This window comes from Paractinoplanes aksuensis, assembly GCF_024137025.1.
In the GTDB taxonomy this organism is placed as follows: domain Bacteria; phylum Actinomycetota; class Actinomycetes; order Mycobacteriales; family Micromonosporaceae; genus Actinoplanes; species Actinoplanes aksuensis.
The window spans coordinates 49,902-75,333 of sequence record NZ_JAMYJR010000057.1; the positions used below are offsets into that span (position 1 = coordinate 49,902).

The following is a 25,432-nucleotide window of genomic DNA, read 5'->3' on the forward strand; positions in this document are numbered from 1 at the left end:
GTCATGAGCACCCCTGGCTGGGTGCAACGCACGACGACGGTACCGAACACCCGCCCCAACGGCACTACCCGTGCCCGGATCGTGAGCGTCCCCGACCAGCCCTGCCGCTCCCCGGACCGCCCCGCCTTCACCACCCCCGAATCGAGCGACGTCACCACCCACGATCCGGATGGCCTAGCCACCCGCACCGAGAGGTTGATCGCCGCGGCGATCAACCGGAGTGCGTCGCCTGCACACAGAACACCAGCGCGAGTCGCGAACAAGACAGCCACGCGAACTCGAAACAGGCAGCTTCGCGCGCCGCGAGGCGAAGACGGCCGCGCGGGCTGCGAGCGCACAGGCGGGCGTCGGGCGGGAGCGGGGAACGCCGGCCGATGGGGGAGAATCGTTCGTGTGGCAGTCAAGACCGAACTGGATCCGGCCATCGCGGCCAAGCTCAAGCGCACCCCCGAGGGCCTCGTCGCGGCGATCGTGCGGGAGCACGGCAGCGGCGATGTGCTGATGCTGGCCTGGATGGACGACGAGGCGCTGCACCGCACCCTGAGCACCGGGCGCGCGACCTACTGGTCGCGCAGCCGGCAGGAGTACTGGGTGAAGGGGGCGACCTCCGGCCACCACCAGCACGTCCGCGGGGTCGCGCTCGATTGTGACGGCGACGCGCTGCTGGTCACGGTCGACCAGACCGGCGCGGCCTGCCACACCGGCGAGCACACCTGTTTCTTCACCGAGCTGCCCCTGGGGGACCAGTCGTGACCAGCGGCGCCGTCTTCCCGTCCGAGGACGATTTCCTGCGCAGCCGCCGCCGGGTCGTGCCGGTCACGCGCCGGCTGCTGGCCGACGGGGAGACCCCGGTCGGCGTCTACACGAAGCTGGCCGGCGGGCCGGGCACCTTCCTGCTCGAGTCGGCCGAGCAGGGGGCGGGCCCGTCCGGCGCGGCCTGGTCGCGGTATTCGTTCGTCGGGGTGCGCAGTGCGGCGACCCTCGTCGAGCGGGACGGGCAGGCGCTCTGGCTCGGCTCTCCGCCCGACGGCGTACCTCTCGACGGTGACCCCGTGGTGGCGCTGCGCGAGACCGTGGCCGCGCTCGCCGACGGGCCGGCTCCGGACGATCTGCCCCCGCTGACCGGCGGCATGGTCGGCTACCTGAGCTACGACCTGGTCCGGCGGTTCGAGCGCCTGCCGCAGTCGGCCACCGACGACCTGAACCTGCCCGAGCTGGGCATGATGCTCGCGACCGACCTGGTCGTGCTCGACCACTACGACGGTTCGGCCGTGCTGGTGGCCAACGCGGTGCTGGCCGAGGACGCCGACGAGCAGGCCAAGCGGGCCGCGTACCACAACGCGGTGGGCCGGCTGGACGCGATGACCACGGCGTTGTCGCGGCCCACGCCACCGATGATCTCCATGGTGGAGCGCCGCCGGGCCGGTGAGCCGGTGAGCCGTACGGCCCCGGGGGAATATCAGAAGGCGGTCGACGAGGCCAAGGAGGCGATCCGGGCCGGCGAGTGTTTCCAGATCGTCGTGGCGCAGCGGTTCGAGCGCCCGACCGACGCCGACCCGCTCGATGTCTACCGGGTGCTGCGGGCCACGAACCCCAGCCCGTACATGTATCTCTTGCGTTTCGATGATTTCGACATCGTCGGCTCGTCGCCCGAGGCCCATCTGAAGGTGAGCGCCGACGAGCAGGGCACCCGGCGCGCCCTGCTGCACCCGATCGCCGGCACGCGCTGGCGGGGCGCCACCCCGGAGCAGGACAACGCCCTGGCCGCCGAGCTGCTGGCCGACCCCAAGGAGCGGTCCGAGCACGTCATGCTGGTCGATCTGGGCCGCAACGACCTGGGCCGGGTGTGCCGGGCCGGGTCGGTCGAGGTGCCGGAGTTCGCCCGGATCGAGCGTTACAGCCACGTCATGCACATCGTGTCGACGGTGATCGGCGAGCTGCGCGACGACCAGTCGGCGTTCGACGCGCTGGCGGCGACGTTCCCGGCGGGCACGTTGTCGGGCGCGCCCAAAGTACGCGCCATGGAGATCATCGAGGGGCTCGAGCCGACCCGGCGCGGCCTGTACGGCGGCACGGTCGGCTACTTCGGGTTCGCGGGCGACATGGACATGGCCATCGCGATCCGCACCGCCCTGCTCAAGGACGGTGTCGCCTACGTGGGGGCCGGGGCGGGCATCGTGGCCGACTCCGACCCGGCCGCCGAGGAGCAGGAGACCCGCAACAAGGCGGCGGCGGTCCTGGCCGCGATCGCCTCCGCGGAAACTCTGCGCGCAGCCCGATGAACCGCCGCCCGTACCTCTTGTCCTTGCTGGCCTGCCTGGCCGGGGCGGGTCTGGCCGCGTACGGCGCCACCCGTACGTGGTCGGTGCAGGTCACCCCGCGCCCGGGCCTGTCGGATCTGCGGACGGTCGAGACCGGCGCCGATGTCGCGCCCTGGCTGATCGGCCTGGCCCTGGTCGGCCTGGCCGGCACCGGCGCGCTGCTGGCCACGCACGGCTGGTTGCGGCGCGCTCTGGGCGGCCTGCTCATCCTGGCCGGCCTCGGGGTCGCCGTGGCCGCGATCGCCGGTCGGGCCGGTCTGGACACCGGCGAGGCCGGGGCGGGCGGCACCGTCTGGCCCGTGGCCTGCGCCTTCGGCGGCGCGATCATCGCGTCGGGTGGGCTCACCGCGGCGCGTCAGGGTCATCGGTGGCCGCGCATGTCGGCCCGGTACGACCGGAAACCGCCGGCGCCCCCGGCCGAGGTGCCCGCCGGTGTCAACACCAAGCCGATCGACAACCGCGCGGCCTGGGACTCGCTCGACCGCGGCGACGACCCGACGGACTAGCTCGAGCGCACCAGCCGGCGGCGGGCCACCATGGCCGCGACCTCGCGGGTCAGTTCGGCCTGGGCCTCGTGCTGGGCGCGGTTCTCGAGGGTCGCCGCCCACGCGTTGTCGCGGGCGGTGCGCACCTTGTCGTCGCCCACCACCCGGCGCTGCACGCCGGTGACGAGGTCGGCGGCGGCGGAGACGAGGGCGCGGGAGACGTTCGCGAATCCGACGGGCTCGGTCGGAGCAGTGGCGGCCACGGCTAACTCCACATCGATCGCTCTGGGCTGGCAGGCGTGCGGGACGCCTCGACCAGTCTGCCTGGGACTCATCATGAACGGCCCCCATTTCCGGTGAGTGACGGTCGTGTCAACGCGCCGTGGGGATCCACCGATCAGATGAGGTGTTCCTGCACAACGCCCCGGAGGGCTCGTGGCCGCTGTGACGGAAGAGACAGCGTGTGACGAGGCAGGCGGCATTATGCAACAGGCCACCTGGTGAGGCGCGCCATACCCCGGGGGGTCTTGCGCGACCCCGACCTCCTAGCATCGGTCAAAGGACACCCGGAGAGGGGAGTCGTTTCGTGACATCCGAACAGCAGGCGGAAGCGGGTTCTGGCGGACCGCAGAACGTGCTGGAGGAGATCCTCGCCGGTGTGCGCGAGGACGTGGCGGCCCGGCAGGAGCAGGTGCCGCTCGAGCAGGTTCGGGAGCTGGCGGCAGCCGCGCCACCGGCCATCGACGCCTATGCGGCGTTGCGCAAGCCCGGCGTGGCCGTGATCGCCGAGGTGAAGCGGTCGTCGCCGTCCAAGGGCGCGCTGGCCGACATCCCCGACCCGGCCGAACTGGCCGGGGAGTACGCGGCGGGCGGCGCCCGCTGTATCAGCGTGCTCACCGAGGGCCGATGGTTCGGCGGGTCGCTCGACGACCTCAAGGCCGTGCGGGCCTCGGTGCGGATCCCGGTGCTGCGCAAGGATTTCGTCGTCTCCAGCTATCAGGTGCACGAGGCCCGCGCCCACGGCGCCGACCTGGTGCTGCTCATCGTGGCCGCGCTCGAGCAGAACGTGCTCATGGGCCTGCTCGAGCGGATCGAGTCGCTCGGCATGACCGCGCTGGTCGAGGTGCACAACGAGGAGGAGGCGGACCGCGCCCTCGAGGCGAACGCGAAGGTCATCGGGGTCAACGCCCGCGACCTGCGCACGCTCGAGGTCGACCGGTCGGTCTTCGAGCGGATCGCGCCCGGCCTGCCCAACAACGTCGTCAAGATCGCCGAGTCGGGGGTGCGCGGGCCGCACGACCTGATCCGGTACGCGTCGGCCGGCGCCGACGCCGTGCTGGTCGGCGAGGGCCTGGTGACCCAGAAGTCGCCCCGCGACGCGGTGGCCGAACTGGTCAACGCCGGGAACCACCCCGCGACGCCGAGGCCGGTCCGATGAGCGCACCGGTTCTGCCCGACCTGTCCGGACATTTCGGGCGGTACGGCGGCCGGTTCGTGCCCGAGGCCCTCGTCCGCGCCCTGGACGAGCTGGACGCCGCGTATCGGGCGGCCAAGGCGGACCCGGAATTCCAGGCCGAGTTCCGAGATCTGTTGGTCAACTACGCCGGTACGCCTTCGCTGCTCTACCGAGCGGAGCGGCTGTCGAAAAAAGTCGGCGCCGAGATCCTGCTCAAGCGGGAGGACCTGAACCACACGGGCGCCCACAAGGTGCGCAACGTGCTGGGCCAGGCCCTGCTCGCGAAGCGGATGGGCAAGCCCCGGGTGATCGCCGAGACCGGCGCCGGTCAGCACGGCGTGGCCAGCGCGACCGCGGCGGCCCTGCTCGACCTCGAGTGTGTCGTCTACATGGGTGAGATGGACACCGAGCGGCAGGCGCTGAACGTGGCCCGCATGCGCATGCTCGGCGCCACGGTCGTGCCGGTCACCAACGGCTCGCGCACCCTCAAGGACGCGTTGAACGAGGCGTTGCGGGACTGGGTGGCCAGCGTCGACACCACGCACTACCTGCTGGGCACGGCGGCCGGTCCGCATCCGTTCCCCGAACTCGTACGCGATTTCGTGGGTGGCATCGGTATCGAGGCCCGGGCCCAGTGCCTGGACCAGATCGGCCGGCTGCCCGACGCGGTGGCGGCGTGCGTGGGCGGCGGCTCCAACGCGATCGGCATCTTCCACGCTTTCGTCCCCGACGAGTCCGTGCAGCTGTACGGCTTCGAGGCGGGCGGCGAGGGCGTGGCGACCGGCCGGCACGCGGCGTCGATCACCGGCGGGTCGTCCGGCGTGCTGCACGGCGCCCGGACGTACGTGTTGCAGGACGAGGACGGGCAGACCGTCGAGTCGCACTCGATCTCGGCCGGCCTCGACTACCCGGGCGTCGGACCCGAGCACGCCTGGTTGCACGACACGGGCCGGGCCGAGTACGAGCCGGTGACCGACGACGAGGCGATGGCCGCGTTCCACCTGCTCTGCCGCACCGAGGGCATCATCCCGGCCATCGAGAGCGCCCACGCGCTCGCGGGCGCGGCCCGGATCGCCCCGCAACTGCGAGAAGAGCTGGGCCGTACGCCGACCATCCTGGTCAATCTGTCCGGCCGCGGCGACAAGGACGTCCACACCGCGGGCGCCTACTTCGGCATCCTCGACCCGGTCGAGGAGCTTGTCCCGGGGGAGAACGCGTGAGCATCGCCGAGGTCTTCCACAAGGCGAAGGCCGAGGACAGGGCCGTGCTGGTCGGCTGCATGCCGGCCGGCTTCCCGACGGTGGACGACAGCATCGCCTCGATGATCGCGATGCACGAGGCCGGCTGCGACGTCATCGAGGTCGAGCTGCCCTACTCCGACCCGGTCATGGACGGCCCGGTCATCCAGAAGGCCAGCGACATCGCGCTCAGCCGGGGCGTGCGCACCCGCGACACGCTGCGGATCATCGACGCGGTCGCGAGCGCCGGGGCCACGGTCGTGCTCATGACCTACTGGAACCCGATCGAGAAGTACGGCGTGAACGCGTTCGCCCGTGACCTGGCCGCGGCCGGGGCCACCGGCATGATCACGCCCGACCTGATCCCGGACGAGGCGGCCGAGTGGATCGCGGCCGCCGACGAGCACCGGCTCGACCGTACGTTCCTGGTCTCACCGTCCTCGACCGACGAGCGTCTGGCCATGACCGTCGCGCACTGCCGCGGCTTCGTCTACGCGACCGCGTTGATGGGTGTCACCGGCGCCCGCACCTCGGTCTCGTCGCAGGCCCCGGAACTGGTCGACCGGGTCCGCCACACCAACCCGGACATGCCGGTCGGGGTCGGCCTCGGTGTGGGCAGGGGCGCGCAGGCGGCCGAGGTGGCCGGCTTCGCCGACGGGGTGATCGTGGGCAGCGCGCTCATCCGCTGCGTGCTCGAGGCGCCCGACCGGTCCACCGGCCTGTCCCGCCTGCGGACACTGAGCGCGGAACTAGCTGAGGGCGTGCGCAACCCGGCGAAGTAAAACCGGTAGCCTGCACCCGTGGACTACGCCGCAATCCCCAGCCCGACCACGTCCGTGTGGCATCTGCTCGGCCTGCCCGTGCGGGCGTATGCGATCTGCATCGTCCTGGGCATCGTCGCCGCCTGCCTGATCATGGAGTATCGGCTGCGTAGCCGGGGTGTGGCCCGCTGGGCCTCGCTCGACATCGCGGTGTGGGCGGTGCCGTTCGGCATCGTCGGCGCCCGGCTCTACCACCTGGCCACCTCGCCGCAGGACTACTTCGGCGCCGGGGGTGACCCGGTCCGTGCCCTCTACATCTGGGAGGGCGGCCTCGGCATCTGGGGCGCGGTGCTCGGCGGCGCCGTCGGCGCGTGGCTCGGCGCCCGCCAGCTCGGCCTGACGCTGGGCCTGGTGGCCGACGCGCTGGCCCCCGGTCTCGCGGTGGCCCAGGCGGTCGGCCGGCTCGGCAACTGGTTCAACAACGAGCTCTACGGCAAGGTCACCACGCTGCCGTGGGGTCTCGAGGTCCACGACATGGACCGGTCGAACCCCGGGCACGCCACCCGCATCGACGGCCAGGCGGTGACGCTGCCCGACCTGTACCACCCCACATTCCTGTACGAACTGCTCTGGAACCTGGGTGTGGCCCTGCTCGTGTGGCTGGCCGACCGCAAGTACAAGTTCGGCCGCGGCCGCGCCTTCGCCCTCTACGTCATGGCGTACACGGTGGGCCGGTTCTGGATCGAGATGCTGCGGGTCGACGAGGCGAACAAACTTTTCGGCGTCCGGCTCAACGTCGTCACCTCGGTCGTCGTCTTCCTCGGCGCGCTCATCTACTTCCTGGTCGTCCGGGGCCCGCGGGCCTACGTGGTGCCCGACGACGCGCCCGAGGTCGAGCCCGAGCCGTCCGCGACCAGCGATGTCTCCCAGGTCGACGTGTCGGCGACCGAGTCGTCGCGCGACGCCACGCCGAAGGGTTACCAGGTGGTCAGCGAAGCCCGGTTCCAGGCCTACCGCCGTACGGGGATCCTGCCGCCCGACACCCCGGCCGACATGGCGGAGGAGATCGCGGCCGGTGGGCACCCGGCCGAGCGCGACCCGGCCGGTCCCGCCGGCAACGGCGCCGCCCTGCTGGCCACGGGCAAGGCCGCCGGGTCGGGCCGCGAGGCCACCCCGGACGCCGAGCCGGAGTCCCGCACCGACGAACGCTGACCTGAGGTGCGCACCGCGGTCGTCGTCGGCGCGGGCCTGGCCGGGCTGGCCACCGCGGGCGCCCTGGCTCGCTGCGGCTGGCACGTCGTGGTCCTGGAACAGTCCGAGCGGGTGGCCGCGCCGCCCACCGCGCTGGTGTTGTGGCCCAACGGCCGCCGCGCGCTGGAGTCGCTGGACGCCGACGGCGGCTGGTCGGCCATCGCCACCCCGCTGCCCGACGGTGGGGTGCGCCGCCCGGACGGCCAATGGCTGGTCACGCCGCGCGCCGGCGGCGCTGGTCCCGCGCCCGGTGTCGTACATCTGGAAGATCTTTACGACGCTCTGGTGGCGGGCCTCGGCGACCTGGTCGAGATCCGCACCGGCTTCCCGGTCACGACGATCCGCACCGGCCCGGGTCTGCGGCCGGTGATCGGCGACGGCCGCACCGAGATCGAGGCCGACCTGGTGGTCGCGGCGGACGGCATCGACAGCACGCTGCGCCGTACGCTCGCTCCCGAATCGGCCGCGGTCGGTTCGGGTTTCGCGGCGTGGCAGGCGGTCATCCCCGGCTACCGGGTGCCGCCGATGCCCGACGGGCTGGCCGCGGGCGGCGAGACGCTGGGCGCCGGCTACCGGTTCGTCGCGATCCCGCTGGGCGAGCGGGCCGGGGGCCAGGGCGGTGTCTACTGGGTGGCCACGGCGGCCGGCGCGCCCCGCCCCGAGTCCCCGGCCACCCAGCTCGAGTTGTTGCGCCGCTGGTTCGCCGACTGGCATCCGCCGGTGGGGGAGTTGCTGGCCGCGACCCACGCCGGCGAGCTGGTGCCGCAAGAGGTCCGCGAACTGCGGCCACTGCCCCGGGCGTACGCGTTCCCGTCCGGCCCGGGTGGGGTCGTGCTGCTCGGCGACGCCGCCCACGCGATGCCGCACCACCTGGGCCAGGGCGCCTGCCTCGCGTTCGAGGACGCCGCCACCCTGCGTGCGCTGGCCGGCGAGGCCGCGCCGGGGCCCGCGCTGACCGCTGCCCTCGAGGCCTACAGTCGCCTGCGGCAACCCCGGGCCACCACCGTCGTCCGGCAGACCCGCCGCATGTCGGCCGTCGTCCAGGCCCGCGGACGGCTGGCCCTGCGCGCCCGCGACGCGGCCCTGAACCACATGCGGCCGCGCATCCTCAGCGCGCCGTTCGCCGAATGGCAGCCCCCGGACTGATCGGGGGAGTCATTGGTCACAGCGCGGCGGCTGCGGGCTCCCCGATGCAGGCGGTGCCGATCCGCCGGAATCCCACCTTTGTGTAGAGGCGGGCCACGTCGTCGTCCCCGGCCGACAGGAACACCAGGCTGACGCCGTCGGCCAGCGAGCGCCGGGCCAGCGCCGCGGTCAGCTGCGAGGCGTAGCCGCGCCGGCGGGCCGACGGCAGGGTCGCCACGCCGGCGACCTCGGCCACGTCGCCCGAACGCATGACGGCCCCGGTGGCCAGGATTCCCTCGGGCGAGTCGACCACCGCGGTGTAGTAGTCGCCCGACGCGCTGCGTTCCCGCTGGCTGGTCACGAGAGCCTCGCTGAGCTGCCCGGTCGCCGCGTCCCGCTCGACCGGGCCGGCCGGCGCGATCAGCAGCGCCCCCTCCAGCTTCACGGTCGTGGCGGGCGCGCCGAAGCCCAGCTGGGCCACCGCGCGTGAGGCGGCCAGGTCGGCGGCGAAGGACGAAGCGTCCGGGTCGAGGAAGCGGATGGTGCCGCCCTGCACCGGCAGGTCGGGCACGAGCGCGGCCGGGTCGAGCGTCAGCAGCGGCGCCAGCAGCACGTCGAGCCCGCCCGAGCGGCCCACGGCGAGCAGGTCGGGCGTGGTCTCGTGGACCCATTCGAAGGCTTCGGGCAGGCCCAGCTCTCGTTGCCGCTGCCGGACGGCAGTAACATCAGCGGCAGAGGGAGTGCCGGCCCCGAGCCGGGGGCGGGCGTAATAGGGCCAGCCCTCGCCCTCACGGACGAAGAGCACCAGCCCGCCGAACTCCTCGGCCCGTGCGTAGGGCCGGGGCAGGGCGTCGTAAAACCGCTCGAGCCTGACGAAGACGTCGGTATCCTGTTGCGCCACCGCGCGAGACTACCCAACCCTCGAGGTTGTTCGGCTACTGCATTATGCCGTGAAGGTCGATGACGCCCGATTCAAGTGTGATCCATCTGAACTGGCGGAGATCGGCATCTACTAACGTAGACTTCAGAGACTTTGCAGGGCCGACGTCGTCCCGACCTTGAAGTGAAACACCAGTGACGACAGGAGGCCCGGTGGCTTTTCCGCACCCTCAGGGGCTTTACGACCCGTCTCAGGAACGCGACGCCTGCGGTGTCGCCTTCGTGGCGGATCTGTACGGGCGGCGTTCCCACGATGTGGTCGCCAAGGGCCTGTCGGCGCTCATCCGCCTCGACCACCGGGGCGCGCGCGGCGCCGAGTACAACACCGGCGACGGCGCCGGCATCATGATCCAGGTCCCGGACGAGTTCTACCGCGCGGTCGCCGATTTCGAGCTGCCCGCCGCCGGTCACTACGCCACCGGTCTGGTCTTCCTGCCCCTCGACGCCGGCGAGCGCGCCCGCGCCGTCAAGATCGTCGAGAAGTACGCCCTGGTCGAGGGGGGCGACGTTCTCGGCTGGCGCGAGGTCCCGGTCCGCCCGGACGGGCTCGGCCAGACCGCCGAGGACGCCCGGCCCGCGATCATGCAGGTGTTCCTGGCCGCGCACCGGCTCACCGGCACCGCGGCCGGCCCGGCCGGCGAGCAGCTGAGCGGCATCGAGCTCGACCGGGTCGCGTTCACCATCCGCAAGCAGGCCGAGCGCGAGACGTCGCAGCGCGACGTGGCGGCGTACTTCCCGTCGTTGTCCTCGCGGACGGTCACCTACAAGGGCATGCTCACGCCCGACCAGCTGCCGGCGTTCTTCCCCGACCTGGTCGACGAGCGCGTGTCGAGCGCGATCGCCCTGGTCCACTCGCGGTTCGCCACCAACACGTTCCCGGCCTGGAGCCTGGCCCACCCGTACCGCTTCATCGCCCACAACGGCGAGATCAACACGATCCGCGGCAACAAGAACTGGATGGCCGCCCGCGAGGCGCTGCTGCAGTCCAAGGTGCTGCCGGGCAACATCAAGCGGCTGTTCCCGATCAACACGCCCGACGCGTCCGACTCGGCGGGCTTCGACGAGGTGCTCGAGCTGCTGCACCTGGCCGGGCGCAGCCTGCCCCACGCCATGCTGATGATGATCCCCGAGGCGTGGGAGAACGACCCCGGCATGGAGCCGAAGCGGCGCGCGTTCTACCGCTTCCACGCCAGCCTGATGGAGCCGTGGGACGGCCCGGCCAGCGTCGCGTTCACCGACGGCTCGATGATCGGCGCCGTCCTCGACCGCAACGGCCTGCGCCCCGGTCGCTGGTGGCACACCTCCGACGGCCTGGTCGTGCTCGGTTCCGAGGCGGGCGTGCTCGACCTCGACCCGGCCTCGGTGGTCGCCAAGGGCCGCCTCCAGCCGGGCAAGATGTTCCTGGTCGACACCGCGGCCGGCCGGATCGTGCACGACGACGAGATCAAGGCCGAGCTGGCGGCGGCCGAGCCGTACGACGAATGGCTGCACGCCGGGCTGATCCAGCTCGACGACCTGCCGGCGCGCGAGCACACCGTCTACACGCACGACTCGGTCACCCGCCGCCAGCAGGTCTTCGGCTACAGCGAGGAAGAGCTCAAGATCCTCATCGGGCCGATGGCCCGGACGGGGGCCGAACCGCTCGGCTCGATGGGCACCGACACCCCGATCTCGCCGCTGTCGACCCGGCCCCGGCTGCTGTTCGACTACTTCCACCAGCTGTTCGCCCAGGTCACCAACCCGCCGCTGGACGCCATCCGGGAAGAGCTGGTGACCAGCCTCTCGGCCACCATCGGGCCCGAGGCCAACCTGCTCGACCCCGGCCCCGCGTCCTGCCGGCAGATCGTGCTGCCCTACCCGGTCATCGACAACGACGAGCTGGCCAAGCTGCTCTCGATCGACGACGACGGCGACCTGCCCGGCTTCAAGGCGGTGCGCGTCTCCGGCCTGTACCCGCTGCGGGACGGCGCGGCCGGCATCAAGGCCCGCCTGACCCAGATCTGCCGGCACGTGTCCGAGGCGATCGAGGACGGCGTCCGCATCCTCGTGCTGAGCGACCGCGACTCGAACGCCGACCTGGCGCCGATCCCGTCGCTGCTGCTCACCGCGGCCGTCCACCAGCACCTCGTCCGCGAGCAGACCCGGACGCAGGTCGCGCTGGTCGTCGAGTCGGGCGACTGCCGCGAGGTGCACCACGCGGCGGTGCTCATCGGCTACGGCGCGGCCGCGGTGAACCCGTACCTCGCCTTCGAGTCGGTCGACGACCTGATCGCCACCGGACCGCTGGCCGGGCTCGACCCGAAGAAGGCCGTGCGCAACTACGTCAAGGCGCTCGGCAAGGGCGTTCTGAAGATCATGTCCAAGATGGGCATCTCGACGGTCTCCTCGTACTGCGGGGCCCAGGTGTTCGAGGCCGTCGGTCTCGACAACCGGCTGCTGCAGCGCTACTTCGCCGGCACCAACGGGCGGATCGGCGGCTCGGGGCTGGCCGACATCCACGCCGAGGTGAAGGCGCGGCACGAGAAGGCGTACCCGGCCAACCCGGCCGAGCGCACCCACCGCCGGCTCGAGGTCGGCGGCGAGTACCAGTGGCGCCGCGAGGGCGAGATCCACCTCTTCAACCCGGAGACGGTGTTCCTGCTCCAGCACGCCACGCGCTCCAAGCAGTACGACGTCTTCCGCAAATACACCTCCAAGGTGGACGGACTGGCTGCTGAGGCCGGGTCGCTGCGCGGGCTCTTCTCGTTCGCTTCTTCGCGGGAGCCGATCGACATCAGCGAGGTCGAGCCCGCTTCGGAAATCGTGAAGCGCTTCGCCACCGGCGCCATGTCGTACGGGTCGATCTCGGCCGAGTCGCACGAGACCCTGGCCATCGCCATGAACAACCTCGGCGGCAAGTCGAACACGGGCGAGGGCGGCGAGGACGTCGAGCGTCTGTACGACCCGCAGCGCCGTTCCGCGGTCAAGCAGATCGCCTCCGGCCGCTTCGGCGTCACCAGCGAATACCTGGTCAACGCGGACGACCTGCAGATCAAGATGGCGCAGGGCGCGAAGCCGGGCGAGGGCGGCCAGCTGCCCGGCAACAAGGTGTGGCCGTGGATCGCCAAGACCCGGCACGCCACCCCCGGCGTCGGCCTCATCTCGCCGCCGCCGCACCACGACATCTACTCGATCGAGGACCTGGCCCAGCTGGTCCACGACCTGAAGAACGTCAACCCGATGTCGCGGGTGCACGTGAAGCTGGTCAGCGAGATCGGTGTCGGCACGGTCGCGGCCGGCGTGGCCAAGCTCAAGGCCGACGTCATCCTGATCTCCGGTCACGACGGCGGCACCGGCGCGTCCCCGCTGAACTCGCTCAAGCACGCCGGCTCCCCGTGGGAGCTGGGTCTGGCCGAGGCCCAGCAGACGCTGCTGCTCAACAAGCTCCGCGACCGGGTCACGGTCCAGGTCGACGGCCAGCTCAAGACCGGCCGCGACGTCGTCGTGGCGGCCCTGCTGGGCGCCGAGGAGTTCGGCTTCGCCACCGCCCCGCTGATCGTCAGCGGCTGCATCATGATGCGGGTCTGTCACCTCGACACGTGCCCGGTCGGCATCGCCACCCAGAACCCGGTGTTGCGCGAGCGCTACACCGGCAAGCCCGAGTTCGTCGAGAACTTCTTCCTGTTCCTGGCCGAAGAGGTCCGCGAGTACCTGGCCGAGCTCGGCTTCCGCAGCATCGACGAGGCCATCGGCCACGCCGAGGTGCTCGACGTGGTTCCCGCGGTCAACCACTGGAAAGCCAAGGGCCTCGACCTGTCGCCGATCCTCTACGTCCCCGAGCTCCCCGAGGGCACGGCCCGGCGTGGCATCGTCGCCCAGGACCACGAGCTGGAGAAGGCGCTCGACAACAAGCTGATCGAGCTGGCCCAGCCCGCCCTGACCGAGGGCGCCCCGGTGCACGCCGAGGTCGGGATCCGCAACGACAACCGCAGCGTGGGCGCGATGCTGGGCGGCGAGGTGACCCGTCGCTACGGCGGCGCCGGCCTGCCCGAGGACACCATCTCGTTCACCCTGCGCGGCACCGGCGGGCAGTCGTTCGGCGCGTTCCTGCCCCGCGGCGTCACCCTGCGCCTGATCGGCGACACGAACGACTACGTGGCCAAGGGACTCTCCGGCGGCCGGGTCATCGTGCGGCCCGACGACAGCGCGCCGTTCGTCGCCGAGGACAACATCATTGCCGGCAACACCATTCTGTACGGGGCCACCGCGGGCGAACTGTTCCTGCGGGGTCGCGCCGGCGAGCGGTTCGCGGTGCGCAACTCGGGCGGCCAGGCCGTCGTCGAGGGCGTCGGCGACCACGGCTGCGAGTACATGACCGGCGGCACGGTCGTCGTGCTCGGCCCGACCGGCCGCAACTTCGCCGCCGGCATGAGCGGCGGCACCGCGTTCGTCCTCGACCTGTCGCCGACCCGGGTCAACCCCGAGCTGGTCGACCTGACCCCGCTGACCGACGAGGAGCAGGACAACCTGCGCGGCCTCGTCGAGAAGCACGCCACCGAGACGGGCTCGGCCATCGCCGAACGCCTGCTCAAGGACTGGCCCGCGGCCGTGGAACGCTTCACGGCCGTCGTCCCGCGCGACTACAAGCGCGTGATGGAACTCATCCGGACCGCCGAAGCCGCCGGTCGCAACGTCGCCGAAGCGGTCATGGGGGTTAAGGGTGCCTGACCCGAACGGATTCCTGCGTTACGAGCGGCAGCTGCCCAAGCGCCGCCCGGTCCCGGTCCGCATCCAGGACTGGCGCGAGGTCTACCCGCCCGCGGGCGAGGAGCTCATCCGCGACCAGGCCACGAGGTGCATGGACTGCGGCATCCCGTTCTGCCACGAGGGCTGCCCGCTGGGCAACCGCATCCCCGACTGGAACGACCTGGTGCGCACGGGCGCCTGGGAGTCGGCCGCGGAGTCCCTGCACGCCACGAACAACTTCCCGGAGTTCACCGGACGGTTGTGCCCCGCCCCGTGCGAGGCGGCGTGCGTGCTCGGCATCGCCGACGACCCGGTCACCATCAAGCAGGTCGAGGTCGAGATCGCCAACCACGCGTTCGACCTCGGCTACGTACGCCCACAGCCCGCACCGGTCGCGACCGGCAAGAAGGTCGCGGTGGTCGGCTCCGGCCCCGCCGGCCTGGCCGCCGCCCAGCAGTTGGCCCGGGCCGGCCACGCGGTGACGGTCTACGAGCGCGACGACCGCATCGGCGGCCTGCTCCGGTACGGAATCCCCGACTTCAAGATCGAGAAGACGGTGGTGGACGCGCGTCTGGCCCAGATGGAGGCCGAGGGCGTCGTCTTCGAAACCGGCGTGGAGGTCGGGGTGGACGTCACCGCCGACGACCTGCGCGACCGCTTCGACGCCGTGCTGCTGGCGGCCGGCGCCCTAGCGGGCCGCGACGCCCACGACACACCGGGCCGCGACCTGAACGGCGTCCACCTGGCCATGGAACACCTGGTCCCGGCCAACCGGGTCGTGGCCGGCCTGCAGGACACGACCCCGATCGACGCCGCCGGCAAGCACGTGGTCATCATCGGCGGCGGCGACACCGGCGCCGACTGCCTGGGTGTGGCCCACCGCCAGGGCGCGGCCAACGTGATCCAGCTCGACCAGTACCCGCTGCCCCCGTCGGAGCGGGCGGGCGAACTCCACCCGTGGCCCACGTGGCCGGTCATCCTGCGCAACTACCCCGCGCACGAGGAGGGCGGCGAGCGCGTCTTCGGCGTAGCCGTCCAGGAGTTCGTCAACGACGGCCAGGGCAACGTTTCCGCGGTGCGGGTGGCTGACGTGACCGTCGAGCGCATCAACGGCGTCCGCACGGTGACCATCGCGCCCGGTTCGGAACGCGACCTCCCCGCCGACCTGGTCCTGCTGGCCATCGGCTTCGAGGGCACCGAGAAGCAGCCGCTGCTGGAGCAGTTCGGCATCGACCGCAACCGCCGCGGCGTCCTGGACGCCGACAACACGTGGCAGACGTCGGCCCCCGGCGTCTTCGTGGCCGGCGACATGCACCGCGGCGCGTCCCTGATCGTCTGGGCCATCGCCGAGGGCCGCTCCGCGGCAGCGGCGATCCACGACTACCTGGGCGCCGCGGGTGAGCTGCCGGCTCCCGTCCAGTCGTCGGCCCAGCCGATCGGCGTCTGATCTTTTGGTTCTGATGGGCCCGCCTTCGCCTAGGCGGGCCCTTTCTTTCTGTACGCGCTGAGAGTGTCCCGGCTGGCCAGCGTGAGCTGCTCCTCCGGCAACGAGTCGAGCCGGAACCACCCGATCTCGGTGCACTTCGCGGGCTCCCTGATCGTCGGAATGCCGCCGACCTGCCGCGCGGTGTACGACGGCGAAACCCAGTGCTGCCCCTCCGCCGGAAGAATATGGTCGGACACCCCGATCAGCCCAGTGACCTCGACGACCAGCCCGTACTCCTCATCGAACTCCCGCACAACGGCCGCAGCCAGCGTCTCCCCGAAGTCCACCATCCCACCGGGAAACTCCCACAGCCCCACCTCGTTGCGGGCGGCCGGCCCCCGCCGCGCGAGAAACACCCGGCCGTCATGGTCGAACACCATCGCCCCGACCCCGACCCCGACGAAGTCGTGCCCGGGCCTCATGACATCGCCGGCAACAACACGAACCCGGCCCCCAACCACATGATCGCCACAGAAGCCCCGATGAACAGCACGATGTAAGTCTCGTACCACCGCCAGAAGTTCCGCAGCTCGGGCGGCTTCCGATACCCCGGCCGCACAGCCACTTCAGTCAGCGCACACTCCTCCTCACGGTAATCGAGCCAGGTCCGCACCCCCACCACGATCAGCCCGATCGTGAAAGCTGCAATAACCGACACAAGCACGAGAATCGACACAACCCCGACCTGCGCGATGTAGGGATCGATCTTCCACTCGTCCCACCGCACAAAGAGCGCCAAAGCCGCCCCGACAAGCACAGTCGCCAAGGTCTGATAAATCGCCAAGAACCGGTAAACGTTCTCGTTAACCGTGTGCAACTGCTGAAGCAAATACTTGTACCGCTCAACCTCGAACGCCTGAGCCCGATCAATCTGCGGAGGCTGAGTCACCGCGACCACCACCATCCGTTCTCGTCCTGCCGGACGTAGGCCGCCAAGGGTGGGGCCGGCACCCGGCCGCTGTCCGACACGCGTTTCAAGGCGAGATCCCACTCTGCGGCATCGACGAAGTTGGCTGGCCGAAGCACGCGCTGGAAGAGAGCGGGGAGATGTTCGGCCAGAGCGTGGGCGTTGTCCAGCAACCACTTGGTGAGCGGATGGTCGGCATTCATGATCCCGCCGGCCCGCGCGAGGGAAACGTTGTCCGGGAACGGCGCTGAGAACATCGGTGCGAACAAATCAGCACCCTCAGGGCGGTGCGGTGTCGCATCGGTCTTCACCACCAGGTTGACGTGGGATCCGATGATCACACATTCGGTGTCGACGAAGAGATGCAGCAGTGCGGCCATGATGGCGTCGTCGAACGCGAAGGAGACGCGGTCGGCCAGCTGCCGAGGGTCTCGAGGGAAATGAAAAACCTGGCTCTTGATTCCGTTGCGTGCCCGTTCGTGCAGATCCTCGATGCTGACTCCGCCCAGCCCCTGCATCTTCTCGGCGCACCACGATCCGCCGCACAGGAGACGATCTGCCCGGAATGTCGACATCACGAAAGGCTCGACAGGAGCCAGATTGGTCAGCCGTAGCTGGCGGAACGTATAGCGATCGGTGATTTCGGTGCGGCCGGTGACAGCTTTCCGGAGCGCCCGTCGTGTTGCTAGCTGGAGGGCGGAGTGGACAGGGAACGGCAAATATCTGACCGTCGACCGGGAGACAGTCAGGTCCGGCCGCAGGTCTCCCGAGAGGCTGAGGCAGCCCAGAACCATGGCGGCCACCCCCTCAGATTCCAGACCGCGTTCGTCGGTCATGGCGGGCAGGGCGATGCCGTTGAAGCCCCACTGGCTGCCATGCGCGAGGAAGGCGGATGCTTGGGCGCCGCCGGGCAGGGCCGACAACTGGATCTGCGAGTGAGCCCGCCGGCGGCGTCCTTTGTAGAAAGTCAGCACCAGGTGATCGGCGGATCCCGCCGGTAGCTCGAACTCGTCCGGCCGATCGAGCGAGTAGAAGCTGCGCTCCTCACCCTGGCCCGCATCGTCCGGCGGGAGGGCTATGTAGAGGAGCAGTTGGCCGCTGACATCAGGGCATTCCCCGTCCCTGGTCAGATTCAGCGGGACAGCGGCGATCCGGACCTTCCCGTGGCGCTCGAGATGCAGATCCGTGATGAGCGGCTGGGCGATCAGCGGTTCCGCGACGAGTTGCCTGGTCGCTCGGTCGACCGCCCGGTCGTTGACGAGGACAGGCACCGGAGGCGCGAACAGGTAGGTGGGCACCTTCGCCAGCAGCCCATCGAGATCGAGTTCCACGTGATTCGGGTCGACCCGCACGGCGATCCGCGTGCCGGGCGCCCGAGGAAAGGCGGGCTCGGCGGTGGCCGGGCCCGGCATCGGCCGGCCTGCCATGTCCTGGTCCTGCAGGACGAAGTAGTCGTCCTGCCGTTTGATGGACAGGCGCACGGCCTTGCCACCACTGACCGGCCGCGAGGACAGCTCGACCTGGTCGCCCACCACGAAGCAGGACAGGACACCGATGCCGAATCGACCGATCACGCCGAACGGCTGATCCGCCCGGCCGCTTCGGGCCAGGGTCGCCTGAAATTCCGTCGAATGGTAGTAGGACCGGCCGATACGCAGGAAGAACTTGCGCAGCGTCGCTTCGTCCATGCCGATGCCGTCGTCGTCCACGCGAAGCCAGAGGTAGCCGCCGTCATCCTTCCAGCCCCGGACGTGCACGCCGTCCGACCGGTGTTCGTAGAGATGCTCTCGAGCCCGGATCGCGTCGAGCGCGTTCTGCAGCAGCTCTCGAATGAATGCGTACGGATCGTCGTAGAGCTGCTCACCGGTGAACAGATTGAGGACAGCGGAGCGATCGAGCTCGAACCGGAACTCGCCGTACCGGTATCCCCGGCTGCTGATCCCCGATTCGTCGATCTGCGCGGGCAGGGGAAGTCCCCGCCAGCGCTCGTCACAGATGTCGGCAACGCTGCGGCACCGTTGCAGCTCCTCCTCGATGACTCGCAGGAAGGCTCGCAAACGATGCTCGTTGCCGGGATCCTCGGACTCGGCGGTGAACTGCAGCGAGTAGTTCGCCGCCGGCGTGCGTGGGAACTCGAAGCCCCGCGCGATCAGATGCTTGTTCCACTCTCGGTCGCTTGCGGCCACCTCGGGCGTCGTGTGCTCCGCAAGGCCGAGGTGCTCGTAGATCACTTTCGGCGATCGAGTGTCGTCCAGGTCGAGAATGTCGGCGAGCCGAAGCATGATCGCGCAGAACCGCAGGTCGGCCTGGTACAGGAAGTCTGTCCGGAATCGCGGCTCGTGCAGCGCCGCAGCTCCCTCGTTGTGGCTGCGGCAGACGAGTTCGAGCTGGTCGATGATCGGCTTGCCGTCCCACCGGAGCATCGTGCGGTCACAGCGATCGAGATGCACGCGCACGCGTTCCGCGTGCCGCTCCCGGCAGTACTGCTCCACCACGGCGCCAGGCGGGACGCCCCCGTTTTGTTGCGTCGCCACGACAGCGTCGTCATGACGGTCGAGGAATCTCTGAAACTCCTCCTCGTCGGGGATCGAGGCGATCTCGTCGGCCCGGTAGGCCATGCCGGCATCGTGGAAGTAGGCCGCGAGAATGAGCAAGGCCGCCTCCAGCCCCGACATCTGTTCGATGCGGGGCGCCGCGAGCCGGCCCATCAAGGCGATCACGTTCTCGGCGTGCTGTTCGTCGTGCATCGTGTAGCGCGGGAAGGTCTCGCGGATCAGCTTGAGCAGGCTCCGGGCGTGTGTCACCAGATCCTTGACATTGGCCCGGTCGCGATCGGACGACTTGTTGGCCAGCACCTCGCCTAGCAGGCCCCAATCGGTCACGACACTCCTTCCGGACACGAAACTCGCGGTACGGACTGTAGTGGCGGTATTGCTCCGGGGCGATGGCTGAATAGGGGAGAGGGGGACTTGGGGTACGGAAAGGGCGTTGGCGGCAGTCGGCTGGAGCGGACCGATAAGCTGAGGCCGCGGTCGTCGAAGCCCGCAGGTCGCAGCGCAGCGCACCGATCCTCCGGATCGGCAGACGTCGCCCGACAGACGCAGTTCATCCCTACGACGGGGGTCGGCCGCCAGGCCGATGAAGAAGAGAGACTAGCCTGATGGCCGTGACACGCCGCGTAAAGATTGTCTGCACCATGGGGCCCGCGACCGCCTCCCCCGAGCGCATGCTCGGGCTTGTCGAGGCCGGCATGGACGTGGCCCGCCTGAACTTCAGCCACGGCAGCCACGAGGACCACGAGAAGATGTACCACCTCGTGCGCTCCACCAGTGAGCAGGCCGACCGGGCCGTGGCCGTCCTGGCCGACCTGCAGGGCCCGAAGATCCGGCTCGGCAAGTTCGCCGACGGCCCGCACGTCTGGAACACCGGCGACATCGTCACCATCACCAGCGACGACATCATCGGCACCCGGGAGCGGGTCTCCTGCACCTACACCAAGCTGCCGCAGGAGGTGAAGCCCGGCGACCGCCTGCTCATCGATGACGGCAAGGTCGCCGTCGAGGTCACCGCCGTCGACAACCACACCGACATCCGCTGCCTCGTCGTCGAGGGCGGGCCGGTCAGCAACAACAAGGGTGTCTCGCTGCCCAACGTCGACGTCAGCGTCCCCGCCCTGAGCGAGAAGGACGCGGAAGACCTGCGGTTCGCGCTCGGCCTCGGGGTCGACATCGTCGCCCTGTCGTTCGTGCGCTCGCCCGACGACATCAAGCTCGTGCACGAGATCATGGCCGAGGAGGGCCGGATCGTGCCGGTCATCGCCAAGGTCGAGAAGCCCGAGGCGGTCGAGCACCTCGAGGCCATCGTCCTCGCCTTCGACGGCGTCATGGTGGCCCGCGGCGACCTGGGCGTCGAGCTCCCGCTCGACCAGGTGCCGCTGGTGCAGAAGCGGGCCGTGCAGCTGTGCCGCGAGAACGCCAAGCCGGTCATCGTGGCCACCCAGATGCTCGACTCGATGATCGAGAACTCGCGGCCGACCCGCGCCGAGGCGTCCGACGTGGCCAACGCCGTGCTCGACGGCACCGACGCCGTGATGCTGTCCGGCGAGACCTCGGTCGGCAAGTACCCGGTGCTCACCGTCAGCACGATGGCCAAGATCGTCAGCACCACCGAGGGCGGCTCCATCCCGGTGCCGCGCCTGCAGCACGACCCGCGCACCCACGGTGGCGCCCTCACCGTCGCCGCGTCGCAGATCGCGCGCAACATCGGCGCCAAGGCCCTCGTCGCGTTCTCCCAGACCGGTGACACCGTGCGGCGCCTGTCCCGCCTGCACTGCGAGCTCCCGCTGTACGCGTTCACCCCGGTCCCCGAGGTCCGCAACCAGCTCGCCGTGGCCTGGGGCGTCGAGACGTTCCTGACCGACTTCGTGCAGCACACCGACGACATGTTCCGGCAGGTCGACGCGAAGATGCTCGGCCTCGGCCTGGCCAAGCCGGGCGACTACGTGGTCGTCGTGGCCGGCTCCCCGCCGAACGCGCCCGGCTCCACCAACACCCTGCGCGTGCACCGGCTGGGCGACCTCGTCGACCCCGCCTCGCTGTGACCGAGCCCCTCAGCGGGCAAGCCGCCGTCGACCAGCTGCTCGAAGTCCTCGACCTCGAGCAGCTGGACGCGGCGACGTTCGTGGGGGAGAGCCCGCAGACCGGCGCCCAGCGCGTCTTCGGCGGCCAGGTCGCCGGCCAGGCCCTGGTCGCCGCCGGTCGCACCGTGGATCCGGACCGGCTCGTCCACTCCCTGCACGGCTACTTCGTGCGCCCCGGTGACCCGACCGAGCCCATCCGCTTCAGCGTCGAGACCATCCGCGACGGACGGTCCTTCTCGGTGCGCCGCTCCACCGCCCAGCAGCACGGCAAGACGATCTTCTTCATGTCGGCCTCGTTCCAGGTCCGCGAGGAAGGCCTCGACCACCACACCCCGGCCCCCGACGGCGTCCCCGGGCCCGACGACGTGCCGACCATGGCCGACTGGGTGCGCAAATACCCCAGCCGGCGGGCCGCGTTCAACGCCGCGCCCCGCGCCGTCGACGTCCGCTACGTCAACGACCCGGGCTGGGTGCCGCCGGGCGACCGCAACGCCAGCGACCAGCAGCGCGTCTGGATGCGCGTCAACGGCAAACTGCCCGACGACCCGCTCCTGCACGCCTGCGCCCTGACCTACGCGAGTGACCTGTCGCTGCTCGACTCGGTGCTGTCCGTCCACGGCGAGAGCTGGGGGCCCGGCGGTGTCATCGGGGCCAGCCTCGACCACGCCCTCTGGTTCCACCGGCTTTTCCGGGCCGACAACTGGTTCCTGTACGACTGCACGAGTCCGTCCGCCAGCGGCAGTCGCGGCCTGGCCAGCGGGCGCATGTACACCGAGGACGGCGTACACATCGCCAGCGCCGTACAAGAAGGCCTGTTGCGGCGGGTCGGCGAGCGCAAGTAGCGAGGAGCCCCGCCCGGCTGGGACCCCGGCCCGGCGACTGGCCGAAGCGGATCCCGGCCCGGCGGGGCAGGGGAGACCAAAGCCTCAACGGCGCTGCTCGGCGCCCTCCTCCACAACCTCCTCGGCGCGGTGCCGCGGGTGCGCCTCGAAATCCGAGATCCCGGCCGCGTAACCGGTCATCCCGGCCTCCCGCTCCGGTGACAACCGCAGCACGTCCTCCCGCGCCGCCGCCCACTCGCGCAACCGCAGGCCGGTGACCAGATCAGCCACCGCGCGCAGCAGCCCGAGCGCCCCCAACGTCATGATCACCGGATCAGCCGCCCGGGCCAGCGGACCCGCGGCGTAGAACCCCAGCCCGGCCTGCAGGACCCCCAAAGTCACGACCAGACCCCACGTACGATCGGTGCCCCGATTCATCGTGGCCACCGCGACGTCCACCGCGCCCCGCACCATCAGGAACCACCCGACCAGCGCGGACGTCGTCGCATAGGTCGAATCCTGATCCAGCACGATCACGACCCCGGTCGCCGTGAACAACGCCGCCATCGACGCGTTCACCCACCACGTCGCCGTCCCCGACAGCGCCCGCACCACCTCGCACAGCGCGGCGAAGAAAATAATCGGACCCGCCACCGCCACCACGTCGGCCGGTTCCAGCCGCAGCACACTCCACCCGATCGCCAGCCACGCCACCCCGGCGAACAGCAGAAACCCCCACATGCTGCGACGCATCACGGACAGGGGCGAAGAACCGGACCACAACATGAGGCCTCCAGCGAACGTATCCCTGCCATGACAACATCCAGCCGACCGGCAGAACGGAGGTTCGCGCAGATTCACAGCCGGGTACCAGACGACCGCCCCCAACCCCGGAGCGGACGTGCCCGACAACGAACTGACCGACGCCCTGCGCGCCGCCCAGCGAGGCGACGACGCCGGGTTCGCCCTGCTCTGGCGCACCCACCACCCCTCCGTGCTGCGCTACCTGCGGGTCGTCGCCGGCGACCACGCCGAGGACGCCGCCAGCGAGACCTGGCTCCACGTCATCCGCGACCTGCACCGGTTCCACGGCGACCACGACAACTTCCGGGGCTGGCTCTTCCGCATCGCGCGCCATCGCGGCATCGACGAACAACGACGAAAATCCCGTACGCGCGAAACCGCGACCCCACCCACCCGGAACGCCCCCGACGCCGCCGCCGAGGCGGCCGAAGGCGCGGCCACCACCTGGGCCCTCACCGTCATCGCCGGCCTGCCCCCCGACCAGGCCGAAGCCGTCATGCTCCGCATCGTCATCGGGCTCGACGTCGCCACCACCGCCGGCATCCTCGGCAAAAAACCGGGCGCCGTCCGCATCGCCACCATGCGCGGCCTGCGCCGCCTCGCCACCCACCCCCAGATCCGTACGAGAGAGGGGGTGTAACAGGATGCGCGCGCTGAACGCTCTCCTCCGTGCACTGCGCACGCGACGGAAGCACCCCGAGACCGACCCGGTCGCATCCACCGATCACCCCGGACTCGCCGACCTCCTCGACGCCGCCCGCGCCCCCGCCACCATGGCGGAACTGGCCGGCGAGAAAGAAGCGGTCGCCGCCTTCGCCGCCCACCGCAGAACTGCTGCCCGCAGCGAACGGAAACGCCGCGTCAAGGCGAGAGTCCGGGTCGTGCTCGTGCCCGTCACGGCCGGCTTGGCTCTCCTTGCTCTCGCCGGCACGGCCGTCGCCGCCCGCACCGGCAACCTCCCCCAGGAAGCCCAGCAGCACGCACACCGCCTGTTCTCGGCGCTGGGCGTACCTGCGCCGAGAACAGGCAACCCCCTCACCCCGTCCCCGGCTCCGTCCCCCAGCCGGCCGGGACCCCGCCCCACGCTCGACGTCACCGCGCTCAGTTGGTGCCAGGCCTGGGGCGGGGGACCGGCCCGCACCCTCAGCCACGAGGACCGGCGCAAACTCAGCGCCGCCGCCGGAGGCGAGGACGGCATCGAGAAATACTGCCGCGACCTGCACAAATCGGCGTCGGCCCAGCCGTCCGAGGGGCCGTCCGCGCCGCCCGGGCCGCCGTCGGGCACGCCGTCGCCGTCGGGGCCGGCGGCGCCACCCGGCCCGGCCGCCTCGGTCCCGGCGCCGGCCACGACCGAACCGGGGCGGCCGACGCCGCCCGGGCAACCGCCGACGACACCACCCGGTAAACCGCCCAAGCCCACCCACACCGGGAAACCGACTGACACACCACCCGGTAAGGACCGTGAAAACCGGAACACCACGCAGCGGCACAACCCCGCCTCACCCAGCGTGGCCGCGCTGCTGAACGACAGCGCGGAGAGTGGTCACGAAGAATGACGGACGGGCACGACCCGGGATCGACAGTCACGGAGAGCGGTCATGGCCGTGCCCGATCATGGCCCCATCGTGTGGGCAAACGGTCACCACTTCGGCCCTACGAACTCGTCGAGCCGCGCCACCGCCTCCCGTCGCGCCACCGAGAGCAGGTTCTTCCGGCACATCTTCCAGCCGATCCCCAGCCCGTCCAGCGCGCCTTGGCATAGCTCCATGATGTCGGCCGACTCGTTCGCGAACATATATCGCGCATATTGGTAGGTCTTGTCGCCGCGTTGCACTTTGTTCATCACCCGACAACCGTCGGAATGGAAGAGCCCGCGGAGGAAATCCCGAGGAAATGTGCCGACAATGTTCGTCTGCCACGGGGCTAGTTCAATGCGGCGTTCGTGTTTCTTGCCCGGACCGTGTTGCGGGAGGAAGCAGGGCCAGTGGTTGGAGGAACTCTCCACCACCACGCAGCCCTCGCGGGAGATGCGATGAACTCTTCTGGCGAGAACTCGCAGCATGGCGATCTCGCAGGCGGCGACGAGGCCCGGCCACGAGGCGGTGCAGTAGACGCGGAGAACCGGCACCTTGGTCGAGGTGACGAGGTGGCCGTCGCCCAGATAGAGCCCGAGAAGGTAGGCATACGCGTCGCCATCAGTCGTCTCGCGTGGTGGATCGGCGCAGCGAGCGCATCGCGGCCGATTCGCTTCCCGTTCCGCCCGGCGACGTGGACGATCGCCGTAGAACCAGTTGCCGATCGTCCTACGGGGCAGTCCGAGCTCGCGGCAAATGTCGCCGAAGGGCATACCCTCGGCGCGCAACTCGATAGCTCGCTGGCGGAGGTGAGGCGGGGGCCAATTCAGGCGGTCGAAGCATTTGCCTCTACGAGTTCGGCGAATATCTCGGAGGGCTTCTTCCAATCGAAGATCTTAC

22 protein-coding genes are annotated in these 25,432 nt (G+C 70.5%); 15 read left to right on the forward strand and 7 right to left on the reverse strand.

Translation table 11 applies throughout. From position 1 onward, the window contains the following. Positions 1–393: 393 nt before the first annotated feature. Genes hisI through M1L60_RS43065 form a run of 3 tightly spaced genes read left to right on the forward strand, consistent with a single transcriptional unit; the run spans position 394 to position 2,827 of the window. Positions 394–753, forward strand: a complete 360-nt coding sequence (hisI, locus tag M1L60_RS43055) for a phosphoribosyl-AMP cyclohydrolase (RefSeq protein ID WP_253243392.1) — start codon at positions 394–396, stop codon at positions 751–753. Beyond that, positions 750–2,282, forward strand: a complete 1,533-nt coding sequence (locus M1L60_RS43060) for an anthranilate synthase component I (protein WP_253243393.1) — start codon at positions 750–752, stop codon at positions 2,280–2,282. Before hisI ends, M1L60_RS43060 begins: the two co-directional genes overlap by 4 nt. Further along, a complete protein-coding gene (locus M1L60_RS43065) occupies positions 2,279–2,827 on the forward strand; it encodes a Trp biosynthesis-associated membrane protein (RefSeq protein WP_253243394.1) in 549 nt (182 codons plus the stop codon). The genes M1L60_RS43060 and M1L60_RS43065 overlap by 4 nt, the downstream gene beginning before the upstream one ends. On the opposite strand, the gene M1L60_RS43070 is transcribed toward M1L60_RS43065, so the two are convergent. Beyond that, positions 2,824–3,069, reverse strand: coding sequence for a hypothetical protein (locus M1L60_RS43070; protein ID WP_253243395.1), 246 nt, complete (start codon positions 3,067–3,069; stop codon positions 2,824–2,826). The genes M1L60_RS43065 and M1L60_RS43070 overlap by 4 nt on opposite strands. A 371-nt stretch (positions 3,070–3,440) precedes the next feature. On the opposite strand from M1L60_RS43070, the gene trpC reads away from it, so the two are divergent. From trpC to M1L60_RS43095, 5 genes are read left to right on the forward strand one after another with little or no spacing between them, the layout of a single operon-like run. Continuing rightward, on the forward strand, positions 3,441–4,244 hold the full coding sequence (gene trpC / locus M1L60_RS43075) for an indole-3-glycerol phosphate synthase TrpC (protein WP_253243415.1): 804 nt from the start codon (positions 3,441–3,443) through the stop codon (positions 4,242–4,244). Then, positions 4,241–5,482 carry a tryptophan synthase subunit beta gene (trpB, locus tag M1L60_RS43080; protein WP_253243396.1) on the forward strand — a complete coding sequence of 414 codons (1,242 nt, stop codon included), beginning with the start codon at positions 4,241–4,243 and terminating at the stop codon, positions 5,480–5,482. The genes trpC and trpB overlap by 4 nt, the downstream gene beginning before the upstream one ends. Continuing rightward, positions 5,479–6,282 (forward strand): tryptophan synthase subunit alpha, encoded by an 804-nt coding sequence (trpA, locus tag M1L60_RS43085; protein ID WP_253243397.1) that lies wholly within the window; start codon positions 5,479–5,481, stop codon positions 6,280–6,282. The genes trpB and trpA overlap by 4 nt, the downstream gene beginning before the upstream one ends. Positions 6,283–6,300: 18 nt before the next feature. Next, complete coding sequence (lgt, locus tag M1L60_RS43090; protein WP_253243398.1) at positions 6,301–7,473, forward strand: prolipoprotein diacylglyceryl transferase; 1,173 nt, start codon at positions 6,301–6,303, stop codon at positions 7,471–7,473. A gap of 6 nt (positions 7,474–7,479) precedes the next feature. Beyond that, positions 7,480–8,658 (forward strand): FAD-dependent oxidoreductase, encoded by a 1,179-nt coding sequence (locus tag M1L60_RS43095; protein ID WP_253243399.1) that lies wholly within the window; start codon positions 7,480–7,482, stop codon positions 8,656–8,658. Between the two features lie 16 nt (positions 8,659–8,674). Here M1L60_RS43095 and M1L60_RS43100 read toward each other — a convergent pair whose 3' ends face one another. Beyond that, the gene (locus M1L60_RS43100) at positions 8,675–9,538 is read right to left on the reverse strand and encodes a GNAT family N-acetyltransferase (RefSeq protein WP_253243400.1); all 864 of its coding nucleotides are present in this window, start codon (positions 9,536–9,538) and stop codon (positions 8,675–8,677) included. Between the two features lie 191 nt (positions 9,539–9,729). On the opposite strand from M1L60_RS43100, the gene gltB reads away from it, so the two are divergent. Beyond that, positions 9,730–14,283, forward strand: a complete 4,554-nt coding sequence (gene gltB / locus M1L60_RS43105; protein ID WP_253243401.1) for a glutamate synthase large subunit — start codon at positions 9,730–9,732, stop codon at positions 14,281–14,283. After that, positions 14,276–15,748, forward strand: a complete 1,473-nt coding sequence (locus tag M1L60_RS43110) for a glutamate synthase subunit beta (protein ID WP_253243402.1) — start codon at positions 14,276–14,278, stop codon at positions 15,746–15,748. Before gltB ends, M1L60_RS43110 begins: the two co-directional genes overlap by 8 nt. Before the next feature lie 29 nt (positions 15,749–15,777). Here M1L60_RS43110 and M1L60_RS43115 read toward each other — a convergent pair whose 3' ends face one another. The 3 genes from M1L60_RS43115 to M1L60_RS43125 are packed head-to-tail and all read right to left on the reverse strand — an operon-like array spanning position 15,778 to position 19,576. Further along, positions 15,778–16,209, reverse strand: a complete 432-nt coding sequence (locus M1L60_RS43115) for an NUDIX domain-containing protein (protein ID WP_256518529.1) — start codon at positions 16,207–16,209, stop codon at positions 15,778–15,780. Beyond that, positions 16,206–16,691 (reverse strand): hypothetical protein, encoded by a 486-nt coding sequence (locus tag M1L60_RS43120; protein ID WP_253243404.1) that lies wholly within the window; start codon positions 16,689–16,691, stop codon positions 16,206–16,208. The genes M1L60_RS43115 and M1L60_RS43120 overlap by 4 nt, the downstream gene beginning before the upstream one ends. Beyond that, positions 16,673–19,576, reverse strand: coding sequence for an HD domain-containing protein (locus M1L60_RS43125; protein ID WP_253243405.1), 2,904 nt, complete (start codon positions 19,574–19,576; stop codon positions 16,673–16,675). The genes M1L60_RS43120 and M1L60_RS43125 overlap by 19 nt, the downstream gene beginning before the upstream one ends. 278 nt (positions 19,577–19,854) lie before the next feature. On the opposite strand from M1L60_RS43125, the gene pyk reads away from it, so the two are divergent. Next, a complete protein-coding gene (pyk, locus tag M1L60_RS43130; protein WP_253243406.1) occupies positions 19,855–21,294 on the forward strand; it encodes a pyruvate kinase in 1,440 nt (479 codons plus the stop codon). Then, positions 21,291–22,175, forward strand: coding sequence for an acyl-CoA thioesterase (locus tag M1L60_RS43135; RefSeq protein ID WP_253243407.1), 885 nt, complete (start codon positions 21,291–21,293; stop codon positions 22,173–22,175). The genes pyk and M1L60_RS43135 overlap by 4 nt, the downstream gene beginning before the upstream one ends. Positions 22,176–22,259: 84 nt before the next feature. On the opposite strand, the gene M1L60_RS43140 is transcribed toward M1L60_RS43135, so the two are convergent. Beyond that, on the reverse strand, positions 22,260–22,907 hold the full coding sequence (locus M1L60_RS43140; RefSeq protein ID WP_253243408.1) for a DUF308 domain-containing protein: 648 nt from the start codon (positions 22,905–22,907) through the stop codon (positions 22,260–22,262). Positions 22,908–23,055: 148 nt separating this feature from the next. Between M1L60_RS43140 and M1L60_RS43145 the strand changes: the two genes are divergently transcribed. Continuing rightward, entirely contained in the window at positions 23,056–23,598 is a 543-nt protein-coding gene (locus tag M1L60_RS43145; RefSeq protein ID WP_253243409.1) for an RNA polymerase sigma factor, read from the forward strand. 4 nt (positions 23,599–23,602) lie between these two features. Continuing rightward, a complete protein-coding gene (locus M1L60_RS43150) occupies positions 23,603–24,514 on the forward strand; it encodes a hypothetical protein (RefSeq protein ID WP_253243410.1) in 912 nt (303 codons plus the stop codon). 83 nt (positions 24,515–24,597) lie between these two features. Here the strand turns inward: M1L60_RS43150 and M1L60_RS43155 are convergent, their stop codons facing one another. Then, complete coding sequence (locus M1L60_RS43155) at positions 24,598–25,086, reverse strand: hypothetical protein (RefSeq protein WP_253243411.1); 489 nt, start codon at positions 25,084–25,086, stop codon at positions 24,598–24,600. 18 nt (positions 25,087–25,104) lie between these two features. Between M1L60_RS43155 and M1L60_RS48590 the strand changes: the two genes are divergently transcribed. Continuing rightward, positions 25,105–25,432 (forward strand): hypothetical protein (locus M1L60_RS48590; RefSeq protein ID WP_253243412.1); only part of this gene is annotated, 328 nt, incomplete at its 3' end.